General features: G+C 60.6%; 19 protein-coding genes. 6 read left to right on the plus strand and 13 right to left on the minus strand.

The genetic code is table 11. From position 1 onward, the window contains the following. Positions 1–68: 68 nt before the first annotated feature. From KI610_RS08860 to KI610_RS08870, 3 genes are all read left to right on the plus strand, one after another. Positions 69–1,718, plus strand: a complete 1,650-nt coding sequence (locus KI610_RS08860) for a nitroreductase family protein (RefSeq protein WP_226498280.1) — start codon at positions 69–71, stop codon at positions 1,716–1,718. Continuing rightward, on the plus strand, positions 1,715–2,155 hold the full coding sequence (locus KI610_RS08865; RefSeq protein WP_226498281.1) for an ankyrin repeat domain-containing protein: 441 nt from the start codon (positions 1,715–1,717) through the stop codon (positions 2,153–2,155). Before KI610_RS08860 ends, KI610_RS08865 begins: the two co-directional genes overlap by 4 nt. 246 nt (positions 2,156–2,401) lie before the next feature. Further along, complete coding sequence (locus KI610_RS08870; protein WP_226498282.1) at positions 2,402–3,202, plus strand: SHOCT domain-containing protein; 801 nt, start codon at positions 2,402–2,404, stop codon at positions 3,200–3,202. Between the two features lie 14 nt (positions 3,203–3,216). Here KI610_RS08870 and KI610_RS08875 read toward each other — a convergent pair whose 3' ends face one another. The 11 genes from KI610_RS08875 to nifB all read right to left on the minus strand — a co-directional run bounded on the left by KI610_RS08875 (position 3,217) and on the right by nifB (position 15,420). Continuing rightward, positions 3,217–5,436, minus strand: coding sequence for a putative bifunctional diguanylate cyclase/phosphodiesterase (locus tag KI610_RS08875; RefSeq protein ID WP_226498283.1), 2,220 nt, complete (start codon positions 5,434–5,436; stop codon positions 3,217–3,219). Then, entirely contained in the window at positions 5,433–7,583 is a 2,151-nt protein-coding gene (locus tag KI610_RS08880; protein WP_226498284.1) for an HDOD domain-containing protein, read from the minus strand. Before KI610_RS08880 ends, KI610_RS08875 begins: the two co-directional genes overlap by 4 nt. A gap of 326 nt (positions 7,584–7,909) precedes the next feature. After that, positions 7,910–9,208, minus strand: a complete 1,299-nt coding sequence (locus KI610_RS08885) for a citrate synthase (RefSeq protein ID WP_226498285.1) — start codon at positions 9,206–9,208, stop codon at positions 7,910–7,912. Positions 9,209–9,475: 267 nt separating this feature from the next. Then, positions 9,476–10,426 carry an ADP-ribosyl-[dinitrogen reductase] hydrolase gene (draG, locus tag KI610_RS08890; RefSeq protein WP_226498286.1) on the minus strand — a complete coding sequence of 317 codons (951 nt, stop codon included), beginning with the start codon at positions 10,424–10,426 and terminating at the stop codon, positions 9,476–9,478. Next, on the minus strand, positions 10,405–10,977 hold the full coding sequence (locus KI610_RS08895) for a nitrogen fixation protein NifQ (protein WP_226498287.1): 573 nt from the start codon (positions 10,975–10,977) through the stop codon (positions 10,405–10,407). Before KI610_RS08895 ends, draG begins: the two co-directional genes overlap by 22 nt. A gap of 24 nt (positions 10,978–11,001) precedes the next feature. Then, positions 11,002–11,364, minus strand: coding sequence for a 2Fe-2S iron-sulfur cluster-binding protein (locus KI610_RS08900; RefSeq protein ID WP_226498288.1), 363 nt, complete (start codon positions 11,362–11,364; stop codon positions 11,002–11,004). A 101-nt stretch (positions 11,365–11,465) separates the two neighbouring features. Beyond that, the gene (locus KI610_RS08905; RefSeq protein WP_226498289.1) at positions 11,466–11,753 is read right to left on the minus strand and encodes a 2Fe-2S iron-sulfur cluster-binding protein; all 288 of its coding nucleotides are present in this window, start codon (positions 11,751–11,753) and stop codon (positions 11,466–11,468) included. A 17-nt stretch (positions 11,754–11,770) separates the two neighbouring features. Continuing rightward, positions 11,771–13,042 (minus strand): FprA family A-type flavoprotein, encoded by a 1,272-nt coding sequence (locus KI610_RS08910; protein ID WP_226498290.1) that lies wholly within the window; start codon positions 13,040–13,042, stop codon positions 11,771–11,773. Then, on the minus strand, positions 13,020–13,499 hold the full coding sequence (locus tag KI610_RS08915; protein WP_226498291.1) for an ArsC/Spx/MgsR family protein: 480 nt from the start codon (positions 13,497–13,499) through the stop codon (positions 13,020–13,022). Before KI610_RS08915 ends, KI610_RS08910 begins: the two co-directional genes overlap by 23 nt. A 133-nt stretch (positions 13,500–13,632) precedes the next feature. Continuing rightward, positions 13,633–13,911, minus strand: coding sequence for a 4Fe-4S binding protein (locus KI610_RS08920; protein WP_226498292.1), 279 nt, complete (start codon positions 13,909–13,911; stop codon positions 13,633–13,635). Continuing rightward, positions 13,912–15,420, minus strand: coding sequence for a nitrogenase cofactor biosynthesis protein NifB (gene nifB / locus KI610_RS08925; RefSeq protein WP_226404735.1), 1,509 nt, complete (start codon positions 15,418–15,420; stop codon positions 13,912–13,914). It abuts the gene before it with no gap. A 262-nt stretch (positions 15,421–15,682) separates the two neighbouring features. On the opposite strand from nifB, the gene KI610_RS08930 reads away from it, so the two are divergent. Both KI610_RS08930 and KI610_RS08935 read left to right on the plus strand, forming a co-directional pair. Beyond that, positions 15,683–15,889: a hypothetical protein gene (locus KI610_RS08930; protein WP_226498293.1), complete on the plus strand. Its 207-nt coding sequence runs from the start codon at positions 15,683–15,685 to the stop codon at positions 15,887–15,889. Positions 15,890–16,281: 392 nt separating this feature from the next. Continuing rightward, the gene (locus KI610_RS08935) at positions 16,282–16,713 is read left to right on the plus strand and encodes an NUDIX hydrolase (RefSeq protein WP_226498294.1); all 432 of its coding nucleotides are present in this window, start codon (positions 16,282–16,284) and stop codon (positions 16,711–16,713) included. Between the two features lie 44 nt (positions 16,714–16,757). Here the strand turns inward: KI610_RS08935 and KI610_RS08940 are convergent, their stop codons facing one another. Together KI610_RS08940 and KI610_RS08945 are read right to left on the minus strand one after the other, a co-directional pair. Next, a complete protein-coding gene (locus KI610_RS08940; RefSeq protein ID WP_226498295.1) occupies positions 16,758–17,126 on the minus strand; it encodes a cyclic nucleotide-binding domain-containing protein in 369 nt (122 codons plus the stop codon). Positions 17,127–17,176: 50 nt separating this feature from the next. Then, positions 17,177–17,803: a ParA family protein gene (locus tag KI610_RS08945; RefSeq protein ID WP_226498296.1), complete on the minus strand. Its 627-nt coding sequence runs from the start codon at positions 17,801–17,803 to the stop codon at positions 17,177–17,179. Between the two features lie 77 nt (positions 17,804–17,880). Here KI610_RS08945 and KI610_RS08950 point away from each other — a divergent pair, with 77 nt between their 5' ends. After that, on the plus strand, positions 17,881–18,450 hold the full coding sequence (locus tag KI610_RS08950) for a hypothetical protein (protein WP_226498297.1): 570 nt from the start codon (positions 17,881–17,883) through the stop codon (positions 18,448–18,450). Positions 18,451–18,504: the final 54 nt, after the last annotated feature.

Below are 18,504 nucleotides of genomic sequence, written 5' to 3' on the forward strand. Positions count from 1 at the left end.
AACTGCCTGATTTCACGCGGGCATGGGGCTTGCTGAAGTCCACCCAACGCCAAGGAAAACCCATCATCGTGTCGGATACCTCACAAGAAGTCGTACGCGCCTACCACGCGCGGACCAAGCATCGTTTCGAAGCCTATGCCGAAGGCCCCGGCCAACTGGACTGGGACGCCCAGCCGGCAGCCTTCCGCCACTATCCGGGCGCGCCGGTGTTCGAATTGCCGCTGGCGGCGGACAGTTTCGAGCGTTGCTACGGTCAACTGGAAAAAAAGCCCGAAAATGAAATCGCGCCGGACCTCGCCAGCCTCGGCGCGCTGCTTGAACTGTCGTTCGGGCTGTCGGCGTGGAAGACCTGGGGGCCGAGCCGCTGGGCCCTGCGCTGCAATCCGTCGTCCGGCAACCTGCACCCGGTCGAAGCCTGGGTGCTGAGCGCCGGGCTGCCCGGTGTCGGCGCCGGCCTGCAACACTACGACCCGGAGCAACACGCCCTGGAAGGCCGCGCCCTGACCGCGCAGGCGGCGGGCGAGGCATGGCTGGCTATCGGCCTGACCAGCGTCATGTGGCGCGAAGCCTGGAAATACGGCGAACGCGCCTTCCGCTACTGCCAGCTCGACATCGGCCACGCCGTCGGCGCACTGGCCTACGCTGCGGCGCTGCTCGGCTGGGAAGTCGTGCCGGTCGGCGCCACGGCTGAGGTGCTGAAGCATTACCTCGGGCTGGACCGGCCGGACGATTTTCCGCCCTCGCGCTATGCATTCACCGAAAGCGAAGAGCCGGAAATCCTGCTCGCCATTCGTGCACCTGGCCTGGCTATGCCGCCGTCGGCCGAACCGCTGGCTGCCTGGCTGGATGCTGCCGACTGGCAAGGCAAACCGACCCGCATCGACCCGTCGCCCGGCTACCGCTGGCCGGCCATCGATCAGGTTGCCGCGGCCAGCCGCGAAGCGCTCAGCGCGCCGGAAGCTATCGGCTTTGCGCCATTGCCGCCCCTCGTTCCACATCCGACGACGACCGGCGCCGCTCAGATCATCCGCCAACGCCGCAGCGGCCAGCGTTTCGACCCGCACTATGCCCTGCTCAGGCCCGCCTTCTACCGCATGCTCGACGCCGTGCTGCCCCGGCCGCAATTGCCGTGGCTGGCCCAGACCACACCGCCGCGCATTCACCTGCTGCTCTTCGTCCTGCGCGTCGACGGCCTGCCCAGTGGCCTCTACCTGCTGCCACGCGCGCCAGCCGCCTTCTCCGAGTTGCCGGCGGCGCTGGTGCCCACGGACGAGCGTTTCGCCACCCGCCGTCCGGTGGCAGAGTTCGACCCCGATTGCCCACCGCACCTCGGCCTCATCCAGCTCGCCGAAATGGGCCTGCAGGAAATGCAGCGCCTAGCCCGCTCGCTGTCCTGCCATCAGGACATTGCCTCGACCAGCGCCTTCTCGCTCGGCATGCTCGGCGAATTCGAAGCGGCGACGGCCACCGGCCACGGCTACCGCGAACTGCTGCGCGAAGCCGGGCTGGTCGGCCAGGTGCTCTACCTCGAAGCCGAAGCCGCCGAAGTGCGCGGCACCGGCATCGGCTGCTTCTTCGACGACCCGGTGCACCAACTCGTCGGCCTCTCCGGCCCGCGCTACCAGAGCGTCTATCACTTCACGGTCGGCACGCCCGTCACCGACGCGCGCATCGAAACCGACCCGCCTTACCCCCAACGACAACAGGAAAAACCATGAGTCCCCAACTCGCTGCCTTCCTCACCGAACACGGCTTTCAGCCCGACAACATCAACGCCCCGCAAGCCGACGGCCGCTTCACGCCGCTCATGCGCGCCGCCAAGCTCGGCCGGCTCGACATCGTCGACGAACTGCTGGCGCTCGGCGTCGATCTCAACGCCCTCAACGCCGACGGCTGCAACGCCCTGTGGCTGGCCTGCTACAACGGCAGCCACGAACTGATCGAGCGCCTGATCGCCGCCGGCGTCAATATCGACCAACAAAACGGCAACGGCGCCAGCGCCCTGATGTACGTCTCGTCGAACAGCAAGCCCGACCTCGTCAAACTGTTGCTGGAAAAAGGCGCCAATCCGACATTGAAGAATTTCGATGACTCGACGGCCCTTGATCTGGCGGCCTCGCTGGAATGTCTGAAGTTGCTGCGCAAGGCGGCTTGAGGGGCAGGGCTCCTCCCCCTTCAAGGGGGAGGTTGGGAGGGGGATGGGTGTTGAGCCTGCTTGCGCTTAACCCATCCCCACCCCAGCCCTCCCCTTGAAGGGGAGGGAGTAGCCGGGCCGACAAGCTCCCGCCTTCACCCCCTTGAAGGGGAGGGAGTTGCCTGTCATTCGACTGACTGAAAGAAAACCCCTGTAGACTGGCAGCCGGATTTTTCAAAATTTAGGCGTTTCAGCCAGGAGTCGGTCATGCAACAGCTTTCAGCCCACGGGCAGCAATTCATTCAGGATTTGGCGCAGCGTTACGGCGTCAGCACCGATGCGGCGATCACCATGCTCTACGCGGTGATGAACGGCAACGGCACGATGGCGCAGTTCAGCCATCCCGAGCTCGGCGGTTCCGGGCAGTGGATGATGGGCGGCATGACGATGGTTGGCGACATGTTCAACTACGGGCTGAAGTCCAAGGTTGACGGCCTGTGTGTGGAAATTTCCAACCAGTTGATGAACCAGCCGGGCTATTTTCAGCCGGCCCAGTCGCAGTTCCAGTCGTCGGGCAATGCTTCCGGCGGCAACCTGTTCGTTTCAGCCGCGGCGGCCGGGCAGTGGTGGCCGGGCGATCTCGGTTCGCCGTCGTCTACGGGCGGGCAGAACAATGTCCGCTACGCCGTTTTCCCCGGCTCGCGCCGTCTGGTCGTCGATATCGGTGGAAATGTCACGGTCTACGACACGCTGGACAACCAGATCGGCGGCGTTTCGCAGCAGCAGGGCGGCAACGATTCGATGACTTTCAGCAGCCAGTACGGGACGATCGCCGTCAACAGCCTGCCGGTGGTCAGCATCAACGGCTATCAGCCACAGCCGCAACAGCAGAACTTCATGGCGCCGCCGGTTCAGCAATTCAACGAGGCACCGGCCTATCAGGCACCATCCGCCCAGGAAGGCGATGTCTTTGCCAAGATCGAGCGTCTGGCCGATCTGTTCAAGAAGGGCATCCTGACCGAACAGGAATTCACGACCAAGAAAGCGGAGTTGCTCAGCCAGCTTTGAGCCGGGCGCTCATTTCAAATTTGGGCAAAATTTCCGGTTGACCGTGGCGCTGCCTGAAAAGGTTGCTGGTCCTGCGAATCCTGCAAAAACTCGATCAACTGCCGGGAGGGCAGGGGCCGGCTGAAGAAATAGCCCTGCATTTCGTTGCAGCCCAGTTGGCGGAGGATGGCAACCTGCTGCTCGGTTTCAACGCCTTCGACGATGACGTGCAGATTGAAGTTTTTGGCAATCCCGACAATCGCCTGAATGATGGCGAACGAGTCGTGCGAGGTTCTCAGGTCGCGGACGAATGACTGGTCGATCTTGATCCGGCTGACCGAGAAGCGGCGCAGGTAATTGAGCGACGAGTAGCGGGTGCCGAAATCGTCGATCGAAATATGGACGCCGGTGCTGCGCAGATGTTTGACGCGCGCGACGATGTTTTCGGCGTCCTTCATGAGCAGGCTTTCGGTAATTTCGATCTCGAGCGATTCGGGCGCAATCCGGAATTCGTCGAGCGGGAGGCGAATTCGCTCGAGGAGGTCGATGCGATCGAATTCCCGGGCCGAAAGATTGACGCCCAGTCTGAGGTCGCCGAATCCTTGCTGCTTGAGGTGCGCGAGTTGCGCGCAGGCTTCGCGCAGCACCCAGTCGCTGATGGTGATGATCAGCCCCGTCTCTTCGGCGATGGGAATGAAGAGGTCCGGGCTGATCATGCCGGCGCTCGGATGGTGCCAGCGAATCAGGGCCTCGACCCCGACAATCTTGCCCAGTGCCGCATCGATCTGTGGCTGGAAGTGCAATTCGAACTGATCGCCTTCCTTGACCGCTTTGCGCAGGTCGTTTTCGAGTGACAGGCGATCGAGGTGGGCCGTGTGCATATCCGGCTGGAAAGCCAGAGCGCCGTTTTTCCCCTGATCCTTCACTTTGTACATGGCCATGTCGGCACAGCGAATCAGGTCTTCGGCGCTGGTGCTGTTATCCGGGTAGACGGCGATGCCGATGCTGGTCGTCGCCAAAAACTGGGTTTCGCCGAGCACGAAGGGCTTGCGCAGCTCGGATAGGATTTTCTCGGCCACGACGTGGGCATCTTCGTTATTGCTGATGTTGGGCAGCAAGGCCGTAAATTCGTCACCCCCCTGGCGGGCCAGGGTGTCTCCTGTGCGCAAACAACTGCGCACGCGCGCCGCAAATTTGCGGAGCAGCTCGTCGCCGATCTGGTGACCATAGCTGTCGTTGACCAGCTTGAAGCGGTCGATGTCGAGAAACATCACGGCAAGTTTCTCTTTGCGCCGCGATGCTTGGGCAATGGCCATCTCGAGGCGATCGACAAACAGGATGCGATTGGGCAGCTTGGTCAGCAGGTCGTGAAATGCCTGGAAGGTGATCGTTTCTTCGGCTTTCTTGCGCTCCGAAATGTCGCGCGCCACGCCCGAGGTGCCCAGGAAGGCCTCTGAGGAGAGGGCCGGCGTGCTTTCATAGACGCCCTGTGAACTCAGGATGGCGGTCATGACCGGACCGCCCGCGGCGCGCGGCATGGAGGGCTTGCGTTTGAAGCGCACCTCGAGATTGCTCGTCGCGCGTTCGCCGACCCGCCTTTCGTTGAAGGCGTATTGAACATGCTCGTGGTCGCGTGGATCGACGATCCGGGTGTAGTTTTGGCCGACCAGTTCGTCCGGGGAATAGCCGAGCAGGGTGCTGACGCGCCCGTTGATGAAGGTAAAGCGGCCCAGACGATCGAGCGTGAAAATCAGGTCGGGCGACTGCTCGACAAGGAAGCGGTGCAGTTGCTCGGAATGCTGAAGCTGGGCCGAGACGACGGCGAGTTCCTGATCGCGCAGGCGGTTGGCCAGGGCGCGGTCGACAGCCAGGATCATGTCGTTCGGATCGCAATCCTTGCGCAGGAACTCGAAGGCCCGGTGACGCAGGGCATGAATCGCCGAGTTGATCGACTTGTCGGCACTGAACACGATGACCGATGCGTTGATGTGGTGCGAGGTCATCCACTCCATGATCTCGAAGCCGGAAATATCGGGCAGCCGCAGATCGAGGATGACCAGGTCCGTCTTGCCTTCCCTGAGTTTGGCAATCGCTTCCTGCCCGGTGCTCGCCTCGTCTATCGAACGTTGCTCGCCGGCCAGCAATTCCTTGTAGGCGTGGCGAAAGTGCGGCTCATCGTCGACGATCAGGATGTTCTGACGCGACACGATGCCGGGAACCCTGGCCAGCTCATACAGTGCGGTGATGGCGTTCATGTGCCGCTACCCGGGGTGGCCGTGCGGTTCTTGGGAATGAGCAGGGCAATGCTGGTGCCGGCGCCGATCTGGCTGCGGCAGGTGATGAGGATGCCTTCCCTTTTGGCCAGACTGCCGACGACGGACAGGCCGATGCCGCGTTGCGCCGTGTCGGTGATGGGCTTTGGCCGGTAGATCGCCTGGACGGTCTCCTCGGACATGCCCGGGCCATTGTCATCGACGCGCAACTGCACATAGCTCGCACCATCGTGAATGATGTTGTCGCTGACCGAAATCTTGATGAGCTTTCCTTCGCCCAGGGCCTCCGACGCGTTCTTCCAGAGGTTGAGGACGATCTGCTTGAGGTTGTCGCGGTTGACCGGAACGAGTAGCTCAAGCTGGGGCAGCGCAGTTTCGACGCGGATTCCCTTGGCGTTGAACAAGGTGTCGGCGTAGAGCACGAGGAAGTCGTTGAGGACGCTGACGAGATCGATGCTGCGGGTATCCGCGCCGCCTTTGAGGGATTGCGTCATGTGGCCGACGATGTTGGCGACGCGATCGATTTCTTCGGTCAGCACGGCCAGCTCCTGGCGAACGCCATCCTCCGGCAGCTTGCGTTCGAGAATGCTCAGGTAACTCTTGATGATACCCAGCGGGTTGCCGGCTTCGTGCACGATCTGGCGCGCCTGACGGGTGAATTGCTGGGTCAGTTCGGCTTCGACTTGCTGGCGGTGCTGCGCCGCTTCAAATACGGCGTCGAGACTGATCGCCGCGATCTTGCCGAAATTGGCCAGCCAGGGAACGCGGCGCTGCAGGCGACCGTACTGCTTTTCCGACAGGCCGCACAGCAGCACGCCGATGACGCGATTGCGCGCCAGCATGGGGATGCAGAGCAGACCGTCGGCAGACAGGGCACGGGCGAGTTGCAGGTCAAGCAAGGCGAGAGGTTCAGTCTGATCAAATGTTGTTCGAACCTGGCGTCCAATGACGGCTGCTGCGGCCAGCGAGCGGGAAGAGATCAGTGGGATGGAAAGTTGCCGGAAAAGTTCCGGCTGGGCGCCAACTTTTTCGCCGGACAGCGCATCGCCTTTTTCGTTGGCGAGCAGGATGGCGACTTTCGGGAGATCAAACAGGATGCGGGCGGATTCCCGCAAGGCGAGCAGGACTTCGGTGTCGCTGCCGAGTTGGAACAGATCCTGTTGCAAAGGCTGCAGCATCGCCATGCCGCCGACCAGCGCGGCAATATCCTCGTCGGCCGGGCTGGCCGGATCGGACAGGCGCGGTGGCGGGGCCGGCGCGGTCGTGCGGCGTGCGGGAAAGTCGTCGGCGATGGTAATGCCCAGGGCTTCGGCAATCTGGCGGGCGCGCTGGATGGCGCGTTCGCGAACCGCCAGCAGCGCCGCCATTTCAAGCCGGGGGCTGCTGCGATTGACGACGATGGCCAATTCCGGCGTGCTCTCCGCCGTGGTGCTCAGCGTTTGGGCGATCCAGACGATTTGCGGCAGGGCGGTGGCGGTGACGATCTGCGTCGCCGAGGCGTGATGGAAAGCCACGCCATCGGCCAGCACGGAGTCCAGTCCCCAGTGGTCGATCAGCCAGCCGCCGACGTCGGCATGGGTGGTCCCGAACAATTGGGATTCTTCGGTCTGGAGTCTGGGGGTTTCGGTCGAATTGACCAGGAAACGCTGATACGGCTCGCCGATTGCCGAGAGCAGGATCAGTTCGCCGATATCGTGCAACAGCCCCGACAGATAGGCTTCGTCGGGATGCGGATAGTCGGCCAGCTCGGCGACGCCGCGGGCCATTTCTCCGACCAGCAGTGAATGGCTCCAATAGTCGGCAACGTCGAATTTATCGAGATTGGGATTGCGGTCAAAAAGCCGCTGGATCGAAAGACAGGTCGCCAGCGAGCGAACGAGGCGCGTCCCGAGCGCGACGAGACAGGTTTCCAGATTCTTGAGTTCTTTGCCTCGACGTAGTGCGGGCGAGTTGGCGACGCTCAGTATGCGGCTGGCCAGGCCGGGGTCTTGTTCGACGATGCTGGTCAGTTCCCCCATCGTCGCCTGCTCATCTTCGACCGTCCGCACCAGTCGCAACAGAATCTCGGGCGGCGAAGGTATCCGCGCAATATCGATGGATTCCAGGACAGACTTGGGAAGACTGTGCATGATTATGATGGGTCAATAATTACTGATGGGCGGCACGGAAAGGGGAGGGCTGCTAGTACTTAAACACGACGGACACAATTCTAATTTACACAGTTAATGGGTCGTAAATATGAAATATTGGAAATATTTTCAGATTGAATGGAAGCGAAATTAGCCGGAAATTTCAAGCCCTGAACCGGGAAAAATGGCGTCCTGCTCCATGCGCCGACTCCGGAGCGAAGATTTCAATTTTGGGCAAAATTTCCGGTTGACCGTGGGAATGCCGCCCGTGAACGAAAAAAGCCGGCCGGGAAGGATTTCCCCGGCCGGCTTTGCCTGCTGGCTGATCAGCCGCGCTGGGCGAGCGGTGTGACGTCGCGCTTGGCGGCGCCAATGTAGAGCTGGCGCGGACGACCGATTTTGTATTCCGGATCGGTGATCATTTCTTCCCACTGCGTCATCCAGCCGACCGTGCGGGCCAAGGCGAAGATGCAGGTGAACATTTCGGTCGGGATGCCGATGGCCTTCTGGACGATGCCCGAGTAGAAGTCGACGTTCGGGTAGAGCTTCTTCTCGACGAAGTACGGATCTTCCAGCGCGATGCGCTCGAGTTCCATGGCCAGCTTGAACAGGCGGTCGTTTTCGAGGCCGAGTTCGGTCAGCACTTCGTTGCACACCTGGCGCATGAGCTTGGCGCGCGGGTCGAAGTTCTTGTAAACGCGGTGGCCGAAGCCCATGAGCTTGAACGAATCGTTCTTGTCCTTGGCGCGGGCGATGAATTCGGGAACGCGCGAGACGTCGCCGATTTCTTCGAGCATCTGCAGGCAGGCTTCATTGGCGCCACCGTGCGCCGGGCCCCACAGGCAGGCGATACCGGCGGCGATGCAGGCGAATGGATTGGCGCCCGACGAACCAGCCAGGCGGACGGTCGAGGTCGATGCGTTCTGCTCGTGGTCGGCGTGCAGCGTGAAGATGGTGTCGAGGGCGCGGACCAGCACCGGGTTCGGCACGTACTTCTCGCACGGATTGCCGAACATCATGCGCATGAAGTTGGCGGTGTAGCTCAGCTCATTGTCGGGCTGCATGAAAGGCATGCCGATGCTGTACTTGTAGGCCATGGCAACGATGGTCGGCATCTTGGCGATGATGTGGATGAAATTCGTGTTGCGATGCTCGTCATCGGCGAAATCCATCGCGTCGTGATAGAAGGCCGACAGGGCGCCAACGACGCCAGTCATGACAGCCATCGGATGGGCGTCGCGGCGGAAACCGGAGAAGAACTTGGCGAGTTGCTCGTGCACCATCGTGTGATGCGTGACAGCCTTCTCGAACTCGGCTTTCTGCTCGGCATTCGGCAGTTCGCCATTTTTCAGCAGATAGGCCACTTCGAGGAAATTGCAGTTCTCGGCGAGTTGCTCGATGGGGTAGCCGCGATAGAGCAGCTGGCCGACATCGCCGTCGATGAAGGTGATTTGCGACTTGCAGCTGGCCGTGGACAGGAAGCCGGAGTCATAGGTGAACAGGCCGGTTTTGGCGCCCAATGTCCGAATGTCGACACAGTCGTTGCCATGGACCGGCGCCATGATCGAAAAATCGACCGGTGCCAGACCTTCAATGCTCAGTGTTGCCTTGCGTTCGATAGTCATATTTTTTTCCCTGAAAGAGCCATCTGCTGGCTGCGCGTGATGAAACTGTTGGCGGATATGGAACAAACGCTGTTATTTTTTTATTGGTGAATTTGAAATCAAGCAATACACATGCCGTGAGCGGCCAAAAAAGGCCAAAGGCGAGCGAAGCGCTGTCAGACCGCGAGGGTAACAGGCAATCCTTACGTGAAGCTTTGACTAAAGTGAAAATGGCAGCACCAATGCGGCGCTGATTTTCAGCGAATGCTCATCTTCGGTGCATGCTGCTCATGGGTGGCCGGACAGGGCCAGCAGGGCGCGGGCCTGGTCCGGGCATTGCGTTGAAATCTTTTCGTCGAGCGCCTTGAGCCAGCGCTTCGGGATGCTCTCCATGCCGTAGCGGGCACCGGCCAGCATGCCGGCAATGGCGCCCGTGGTGTCGGCATCGCCGCCGCGATTGACGACGTCGATCAGGCAGTCCTCGAAGGTTTCGGTGGCGAAGAAGGACTGAAACACGGCCTGCACGGTATCGACGACGAAACCGCTCGGGTTTTCGCGCTGGCGCTTGTCGTAGGCGAAAACCGGGAATTCGCTGACCAGCTGGCCGGCCCGTTCGCGCTCGACGTCGACGGGATTGCGGCCGGCGAGGAAATCCTGAACCATCAGGATCAGCGTTTCGCAGGCCGCATCGGACAGCGTGTTGTGGTGCGTGACATGGGCCTGGGCGGCGTTTGCGATTTTGACCGAATTTTCCGGTTGACCGTAGCAGGCCAGCGCCACGGGCAAAACTCGCATCGCGGCGCCGTTGCCGGCGTCGTGCTCGGAGGCCTCGGCTTCCGGCTTGCCGGTCTTGCGGAAGGTGATCAGGTTGCGGCGCACGGTATTGCCGATATCGACCGGCTTGGCCCGCATCCAGGCGTCGAAGGCTTCAGCCGCAGCCAGGGCGTCGACGCGGCCACGGGCGATGATCGATTCGCCAAGGGCCAGCGACATCGTCGTGTCGTCGGTGACCTTGCCAGCCTTCAGGCGCAGCCAGCCACCGCCGGTGATGTCGCAGTGCAGGCCGATCTGGTGGCGGATTTCATTGGGGGTCAGGAATTCGACCGTGGCGCCCAGCGCATCGCCAATGGCCAGGCCGAGATAGGCCGCCATGCCGCGGTCGACGTGGGGCGCGTAGGCCGGCCCGGTGCGCCGGCGCACCGGCGCAGTCTTGGCGATCAGTTCTCCGGTCCAAAACATTTGGCGTAATCCTTACAAACCCCGCACGAAGGGGCGGGGCAGACGTAGATGCCTTCGCGCGAACAGACCTGGCGATAGAGGAATTTCTTCCACTTCATGTCGCCGGTGTTGTCGCGGGCGAGAGCCGGAAAATTGACCCACATCAGCCGGGAAAGTTCTTCGCGATTGGCCAGGCCGAGATCCTGCCAGAGATGGTCGCGACCGGCACAGGCGGTGGCAACGATGTTGGCGATGAGCAGTTCGGACGGGTATTCGCAGGCGCGATGCTCAAGCAGGAGCTTTTGCAGGTCTTCCCATTCGGGGATGGCTTCAACCTCACGGGCGCAGGACGAGATGTCGCAGCCGGGAAAGTAGGCCTCGCACAGATAGCGGAAAGCCGCCGCGCCCAGGCCAAGGTGAGGGGGAAGGCAACCCTCGCCACTGGCCTGGCCGGCAATGATGCTGGCCAGCAGCAAACGGTTCGGATCGCGCGCTGCCGGCCCACCGGCTGGCGAAGCCAGCAGGTCACCGACCAGCAACAGCCGGGTGGGCAGGCGATCCGGACCGTTCATGGCCTGATCCTTGAAGGCTGGTGCTTACTTGCTCGGGTATTCGACCAGGATGTCTTCGTCACGGACGATCATCTGGCAGGCCAGGCGCCACTGGGTCGGCGGGATGTCGTCAACGTACATCTGCTCGATCTGGGCCTTGGTGATGTGGCCGAGTTCGGTCAGCGCAGCGACTTCGCGGACGTTGAGCGGGCCGCCCATCGGCGCACGCTTGCCGTCAACCGACGAAACCTTGACCAGACAGGTGCCGCAGTTGCCTTCCTGGCAACCGAAGTCGATCGGGATGTGATGTTCCTTGGCCAACGCGAGGATGGTCTGGGTGTGGCTGCCGGCAACGGCGTAAACCGTCTTGTCCTTGTGCAGCGGGCTGGTGAAAGTGATGAGGGCCATTTCTTAACTTCTCCTGAAGATCGGGTTGATTTGAATTTCTCTGTTTGGGGTTGGGTCGATTTTTTTAACGATGCTTTTAATCCTGTTCTGCTGTGGCGGAATTACGCGGGTTTAACCACGATCTCGCCGCCGATGATCTGCGCCTGGCAAGCCAGCCGATGGCCGCGCGGGGCCATGTTGTCCTTGAGCACCTGGTCTTCGAGGATGCTCGGCGGGGCGAGGAATTCGCCGCCGGAAACGATCTTGGTCAGGCAGGTGCAGCACTCGCCTTCGCGGCAGCCGTAGGTGATGCCGGCGCCGACTTTTTCGGAAACTTCGATGAGGCGGGTGCCGGCCGGTACGGTGACCGAGACGCCGATATCCTGAAATGTAACTTTTGCTTTTGGCATTTTTTTCCCCCTGTTTGTTATGCGAGAGCGGCCATGTCGATTTCCCGATGCTCGACCCGCCCGGTCAGGTGACGGGCCAGTTGTTCACCGAGATTCCGGCATTCCTCGAGTTCGCCGGCGTCCGGCACCAGCTTGATACGCAATCCTTCGACCGGGACGCGCAGCTTGAGGCCGCGCAGGCGGTCCTCGATGAGTCGTACCGCCTCGCCGCTCCAGCCATACGAGCCGAAAGCGGCACCCAGCTTTCCCTTGACGTTGACCGTGGTCAGCGACGAGAGCACGTCCCAGATCGGTTTGACCGCGTCGGCATTGATCGTCGGGCTGCCGAAGGCTAGGCCGTCTGCCTCTTCGATGAGGTCGGTGAAAATGCCCGACTCGCCGCCCTCGAGGTCGTAGAGCGAAACGCGCACGCCACCGATGGATTCGGCGCCGGCGGCGAGCGATTCGGCCATCCGCCGGGTGTTGCCGTAGGCCGAGATATAGAAGACGACCAGCGTCTTTTCGCTGCGTGCCTCGTTGAACAGGCGCGGCGTGGCCAGTTCACGGTAGCGGTGCACGTAGTCGCGCGGTGCGTGGCGCAGGATGGGGCCGTGGGCCGGGGCGATCAGGTTGATCTCGAGCGGTTCGATCAAAGCCACGGCATCGAGCACGTACTCGCGGAAGGGCCGCATGATGTGCGCGTAGTAGTACTCGAACGAGAAGCGGAAGTCGCCGACCTGGTCGTTGAACAGCCGGTTGTCGCAGAAATGGCAGCCGAAGATGTCGCCGGTGAACAGCAGGCCGTCTTCTTCAAGATAAGTGCACTGGGTGTCCGGCCAGTGCAGGTAGGGCGTGTGCAGGAAGCGCAGCGTGCGGCCGCCGAGGTCGACGGTGTCGTCGGTGGTGACCGGGATATATTCGGGCGGCTTCTCGCCGGAGGGCTTGAGCAGCGCTTTCAACATCATCTGGGCGCGGCTCGACAGATAGACCTTGGCCTGCGGAGCGCGCTTGAGCAACTCGGGCAGGGCGCCGCTATGGTCCGGCTCGAGATGGTTGAGGACGATGGTGGTGATTTCGTCGTAGCGGGCCACCGATTCGAGTCGACGGAAAAAATCGTCGGCGAAGTTTTCCTTCACTGTGTCGATGATCGCCACGCCGTTCTTGCCGCGTACGACGTACGAGTTGTAGCTCGTGCCGTTGGCGGTTTTGAGGATGATGTCGAAACTCCGCAGATGCGGGTCGAGGGCGCCCACCCAGTGGACGCCCGGCGCAATTTCTACGGCGTTGTCAGTGAGTGCCGCAGCGACCATGGCTGCTTTCCTCTTCCTCGTGATCGTGTGCGTGGCTGCCGCAACTGCCGTGGCCTTCCGGGCCATGCACGCAGGCTTCGATATTGCCTTCCGGCAGCTCGACATTCTTTAGCCCGATCCAGGCGTCCACCGCAGCAATGTCGAAACCGACCTGTCGTTCCTCGCCGATTTCCATGAGCGGGCGGCGGATGAGCAGCGGGTTTTCGAGCAGCAGATGCAAGGCATCCTCGAAGCCGAGGTTTTCCGGGACGATTTCGCCCGACTTGATATCGGGTGCTGCCGGATTGAACCAGGCGCTGATCGGCAGCTTGCCAAGAAAGGCAAGCAGACGATCAGCCGTCCAGGCTTCGGTCTTGAGACTTTTGGCCTGGACGGTGTGGCCGGCTGCAGCGAGCAGGGTCTTCTGGCGAAGATTGCCCTTGCAGCCGGGTTTTTCGTAGAACGTGACGACAGCCATCAGTTGATTCCTTGGTGGTGAATAAAGCCAAGCCAAGGCAAACCCCCCCGGCCCCCCTTTTCAGGGGGGAGGGGCAGGTTCCGGATCGACGCCCCTCCCCTGACAAGGGGAGGCCGGGAGGGGTTGCCTTGCATTACGCTGCGTCCTTCCACAAGCCGAATTGCTTGAGCTTCTCGATCGGGATGCCGGTCAGCGAACCCGGCGGGTTCAGGAAAGCGCCGAGTTCATCGACGATGGCCATTTCGATCGGGCAGATCGCAGCGCATTGCGGCACGCTGTGATCGCCCAGGCACTCGGTGCATTTGTCGTCATCGATCAGGAAGTGCGGCTTGTCTTCGTAGATCGCATCGTTCGGGCAGACATCGACGCAGGCCCAGCAATTGACACAGGATTCGGTGATTTGCAGTGCCATTTACGCCACCTTCAGGGTTTCTGCCGCCGGACTCAACTTGCCGGTTGCCGCGATTTCCTTGTACACCGCCATCACGGCTTCCTCGATCGGCTCCATCGCGTGTTCGCCGTTCGGCGCGATGCCGGCGGCTTCCAGCTTGGCCCAGGGCTCGAAACCGACCTTGGAGCAGAGCACGACTTCGCAGCCTTCGAGCACGCGGATGTTGCGGTCGAGCAGCGATTCGGTAGAGCCGGCCTCGGCCACGTCGCCGTCACCGCAGGCATCCATGCCGCCGCAGTAGAGCTCGGTCTTGCGATGGCTCATGAAGCGCACGCCTTCCGGCGAAGCTTCGTAGATCAGGAACTCTTTGGCATGACCGAAGTGTTCGGCGACGACGCCGTTCTTGCCGGCCACCGCCATGAGTACCGGGCGGGCATCAGCCGGGATGCCGAGTTCTTCGGCTTTCGGCTTGACGATGCCGCGCTTGGCGTCGAGCTTCTCGATGATCTCGTCGTGGACAACCTTGCGACGAACCATGGCGGCTTCGTAATCGACCTCCATGACGTCGATCTTGTCCATGGTGAATTCGTCGCCGCGATCTTCGCCGAGCAGGCCGACCGCATCGGCACGGCACTGGCGGCAATGGCGCATCATCGCCATGTCGCCGGCACAGGCGTCCTGCAGGTCTTGCAGTTGCTCAGGCGTCGGTTCCGGCTGCTCCATGATGCCGTAGTAGGTGCCGTGTTCAGCTTCGGCAATCAGCGGCATGACGTTGTGCAGGAAGGCGCCCTTGGCCTTGACGATCTTCGAGACTTCCTTGAGATGCTCGTCATTGACGCCCGGGATCAGCACCGAGTTGACCTTCACCAGGATGCCGCGGTCGGTCAGCATCTGCAGACCGAGCTGCTGCTGTTCGATCAGGATGCGTGCGCCTTCGACGCCGAAGATGCGTTTGTTCTCCCAGAAAATCCACGGGTAGATCTTGGCACCCACTTCCGGATCGACGCAGTTGATGGTGATCGTCACGTGGTCGATGTTGTGCTGGGCAATACGGTCGACATACATCGGCAGGTTGAGGCCGTTGGTCGACACGCAGAGCTTGATATCCGGGGCGCGCGCCGAGAGCTCTTCAAAAGTCTCGAAGGTACGGGCCGGGTTGGCCAAGGGGTCGCCAGGTCCGGCGATGCCCAGTACCGTCATCTGCGGGATTTCGGCGGCGACGGCGAGCACCTTGTTGATCGCCTGTTTCGGCGTCAATACCTCGGAAACGACGCCCGGACGGGATTCGTTCGAGCAGTCATACTTGCGGTTGCAGTAATTGCACTGAATGTTGCAGGCCGGGGCCACGGCAACGTGCATACGGGCGAAGTAGTGATGCGCTTCTTCCGAATAGCACGGGTGGTCCTGGACCTTGGCACGAATGTGATCGGGCAGATGGCCCAAAGCGTCCGGGGCCGTACCGCAGCCGCTGGATGCGCAACCGCCGCCTTCAGCGGCAGGGGCAGAATTGCTGATAACTGGTAGTTCCACGATGTCGGCTCCTCGAATGCAGTCGAAGCCTATTCAGCAATCGCTGTGCCAGAGCTGTTTTTTCATTTAAATCATATGGATATATGTTTACGCCGAGAGGCGTGTTGGCCGCCTTGTCGCAAATGCGACAGCGCAGCAGTGCACAAGCGACGGGCCGCCATGGCCGGGAAAATATCTCGTCAGCCGCCGTGCGGCATTCCTTTTACCGGCGCCGGTCTGTACACTGCGCGCATCTATCCCACGACCATTTGGAGAACGAAGCATGCGAGGTACGTTTGAGTACAAGCTGGACGGTAGCGGCGACGCCATTAAACTGAACGTCGACCTGGATGCAGTCAGCGCCAATGCCCTGGTTCGACTTGATCGCTACATCAACTGGGCCGACGTCCTGAAACTGACCGACAACGACCCGGAGGCCGCCTACGCCGCCGAACGCCTGCACACCGTGTTGCAGCACATGGGCAAGTAAGCCTCTGTAAGGAATCTTCGGCCGGGGTTAAGCAACCCCGCCGGAAAAGAAGGAGCCAGGGCTTGCGCCTTGCGCTCCTTTTTTGTTGCGCGGTCAGTTTGAGTTTTAAATAGGCCGAGCCTGGTGTTGGTGTCGGGCTGCGGGCGGTCACCAGGCATTGGACGAGGCGGTTATCCAATTTGATGCGCAAGATGCACTCGTGGCCGTTAATGGTCGGTATCGACCCCGGCTGTGAGCGTTCGCGACAGGGGTAATGGGGCCAGGAATGAACGGCTGCTGGCGTAGCTACACGGAATTCACAACGTTGTCATCGAACAGAAATAATGGAACGGTATAAATCGTTTACATTATTCGAAACAACTCATCGATAACTGTCGCCGCCAATATCAGACATGGACAAGGGATACAGCCAACCGGGCGCATGGGCCGTCATTTACTGTGCGGCGACCGGCAAATTTTTGATGGGGAAACGCTCTTCCAAGGTTAATAAAAGTGGGGCATGGAACCTGTTTGGGGGGCGTATCGATAACAACGAGCGCCCCAGGGAGGCACTGGTCCGCGAATTGGGTGAAGAGACTGGCTTGACCATCAAGCCACGTCGCCTGGCAAAACTGCATACGCTCACCCGAAGGTTTCGCTCAGGACAGGATGAGCGGGATATGCATTACTTCGTGATAAAAGCCGACCGGGAGTTTTCTCCACGCCTCAATCGCGAGCACAGCGACTTCGGCTGGTTTACGGCCAAGCAGTTACCATCCCGGTTTAACGGGCCAACCTCGATTGCCATCAAGAAGGGGTTGTTGGAGAAAGCGGCCTGCCACTGAGTGGCGTAACCACCCTTTGGTTCCCCCTGCCGAAAAAGCCAAGTCTATGCAGAAGTCACCAGCAACTTGTTGGTTGCCCGTAGCCTCTCTGCCATCAGTCGCATGACCTGAATGGCGAAATACGGCGTTTGTTGTACCAGAAACTGAAAGCGCTTTTCATCGACGGCGACAAACTCACAATCGGTCTTGGCAATCACACTGGCCGAATGCGGTCCGGGCGACACCAAACCCATCTCGCCGACAATGCTGCCATGCTCCAGCGTTTCGACGACACGGTTCTGAACAATGACCTCAGCGGTGCCGGTTTCTAGGACGTACATCTGGTTGCCCTCATCGCCTTCCCGGAACAGCGCCTGTCCTGCCTGAGTCATAATTTTTGCCGTGTTGTGAGAGAAAATTTCGATGGGCATCATGACGGTTTATCTCCTGGTTGTTTTTGAAGTAATACTGGCGAACTGAACGGTCAGTGTCGGCTAACCAGCCAATTCAACAACGGGCGCCACTGGATGTCCACGACCGTTGAATTCAAGTCATTGTCAAAAAGCGTGACACCGGTGTCCGCTGCCTGCAAGTAGCGTTGCGATTGCGCGATGCAGGTCACGACAGGCAGGTCAAACTCCTGAAGGAATTCCAGCAATTGGGCATAGGCATGGGTGCGAACATCAACCCGCATGCCGACGACACCAATATCCACCCGTTCCTTGCGTACGGCTTTGGTTGCGGCCAGTTCCTCAAAAAACTCGCGGGTAGCCAGCATATCGAAACGCGACGATGAAACCGGCACGACCACCTTGTCCACCTCATTCAAGACTTCTTTCAGACGCTTCCCATGCAATCCTGCCGGCGTATCCAGAATGGCAACGTTGCAGTGCTTGGGCGGTAGCTTGAATTCATCAGCGGAAATTTCCCAGTGCTTGATGGTGGCTAGGTTTTCAGGTCGAGCCTCCAGCCAATGCCGGCTTGATTGCTGCCGGTCAAGGTCGCCCAAATAGACAATCTCATCGTGCCGGGCAAACCAGCTCGCGATATGAACCGACAGGGTTGATTTGCCGCACCCACCTTTGGGGTTGGCCACCATGATTTTGCGCATCTGAATTGCTTTGCTTCCGTTTAGTGTATAAAGTGTTTATATAGTTTATACCTTTGATGGCAGTTCAGGAGAGCAAAATGAGCAAGGAAACTGTAGTCCAGTCCGCGAAAGACGAAGTCAAAGCAGCCGAAGTCGCTACCCCGGTCGTTGAAAAGAGTGAGCCGGTGACCACCCAAACAGCGGCACCTGAACCCAAGAAGCAAGTTGCCACGGCCGCTGCCGTCAAAAAAATAGCTGCCAAGCCCAAGGTCGAAAAAAAGGTAGTTGCCGCGAAGCCAGCCAAGAAAGAAGTGGCTGCAAAGCCGGTTCCCGCTCCGGCCCCGAAGGCGCCGGCCAAGCCGGTGAAGAAGGCTCCCGCGGCGGCCAAGGAAAAAGTTGCCGAAGCAGCGAAGGCAGAAAAAGCACCCAAGGTGAAGAAGCAAGCACCGAAGAAGCCGAAACTGGTGCGCGACAGCTTCACCATTCCGGAAGCCGACTACGCCCTGTTTGCAACCCTCAAGCAACGTGCGCTGAGCGCTGGCGTCGAGGTGAAAAAGGGCGAAATTTTGCGCGCAGCCGTGGTGGCTCTGGCCAAGCTGGATGATGCTGAACTCGTCAAGGCGATTGGCCTGGTTGAACGCATCAAGACGGGTCGCCCGAAGAAATAAGCCGACCGCTTCAACGGGGCGACTTGGTGCAAAGAAGCCGCCCCAACGATTACC

It is taken from the genome of Ferribacterium limneticum, from assembly GCF_020510565.1.
GTDB classification, from domain to species: domain Bacteria; phylum Pseudomonadota; class Gammaproteobacteria; order Burkholderiales; family Rhodocyclaceae; genus Azonexus; species Azonexus limneticus_B.

Excerpts from the sequence above, each read along its gene's own strand:
- KI610_RS08915 (WP_226498291.1), bottom strand. The coding sequence starts at position 13,499 with ATGGCTGTCGTCACGTTCTACGAAAAACCCGGCTGCAAGGGCAATCTT.
- KI610_RS08920 (WP_226498292.1), bottom strand. The coding sequence starts at position 13,911 with ATGGCACTGCAAATCACCGAATCCTGTGTCAATTGCTGGGCCTGCGTC.
- KI610_RS08905 (WP_226498289.1), bottom strand. The coding sequence starts at position 11,753 with ATGCCAAAAGCAAAAGTTACATTTCAGGATATCGGCGTCTCGGTCACC.
- KI610_RS08930 (WP_226498293.1), top strand. The coding sequence starts at position 15,683 with ATGCGAGGTACGTTTGAGTACAAGCTGGACGGTAGCGGCGACGCCATT.
- KI610_RS08885 (WP_226498285.1), bottom strand. The coding sequence starts at position 9,208 with ATGACTATCGAACGCAAGGCAACACTGAGCATTGAAGGTCTGGCACCG.
- KI610_RS08880 (WP_226498284.1), bottom strand. The coding sequence starts at position 7,583 with ATGCACAGTCTTCCCAAGTCTGTCCTGGAATCCATCGATATTGCGCGG.
- KI610_RS08900 (WP_226498288.1), bottom strand. The coding sequence starts at position 11,364 with ATGGCCCTCATCACTTTCACCAGCCCGCTGCACAAGGACAAGACGGTT.
- KI610_RS08940 (WP_226498295.1), bottom strand. The coding sequence starts at position 17,126 with ATGATGCCCATCGAAATTTTCTCTCACAACACGGCAAAAATTATGACT.
- KI610_RS08935 (WP_226498294.1), top strand. The coding sequence starts at position 16,282 with ATGGACAAGGGATACAGCCAACCGGGCGCATGGGCCGTCATTTACTGT.
- KI610_RS08895 (WP_226498287.1), bottom strand. The coding sequence starts at position 10,977 with ATGAACGGTCCGGATCGCCTGCCCACCCGGCTGTTGCTGGTCGGTGAC.
- KI610_RS08875 (WP_226498283.1), bottom strand. The coding sequence starts at position 5,436 with ATGAACGCCATCACCGCACTGTATGAGCTGGCCAGGGTTCCCGGCATC.
- KI610_RS08950 (WP_226498297.1), top strand. The coding sequence starts at position 17,881 with ATGAGCAAGGAAACTGTAGTCCAGTCCGCGAAAGACGAAGTCAAAGCA.
- KI610_RS08865 (WP_226498281.1), top strand. The coding sequence starts at position 1,715 with ATGAGTCCCCAACTCGCTGCCTTCCTCACCGAACACGGCTTTCAGCCC.
- KI610_RS08945 (WP_226498296.1), bottom strand. The coding sequence starts at position 17,803 with ATGCGCAAAATCATGGTGGCCAACCCCAAAGGTGGGTGCGGCAAATCA.
- draG (WP_226498286.1), bottom strand. The coding sequence starts at position 10,426 with ATGTTTTGGACCGGAGAACTGATCGCCAAGACTGCGCCGGTGCGCCGG.
- KI610_RS08910 (WP_226498290.1), bottom strand. The coding sequence starts at position 13,042 with ATGGTCGCTGCGGCACTCACTGACAACGCCGTAGAAATTGCGCCGGGC.
- KI610_RS08870 (WP_226498282.1), top strand. The coding sequence starts at position 2,402 with ATGCAACAGCTTTCAGCCCACGGGCAGCAATTCATTCAGGATTTGGCG.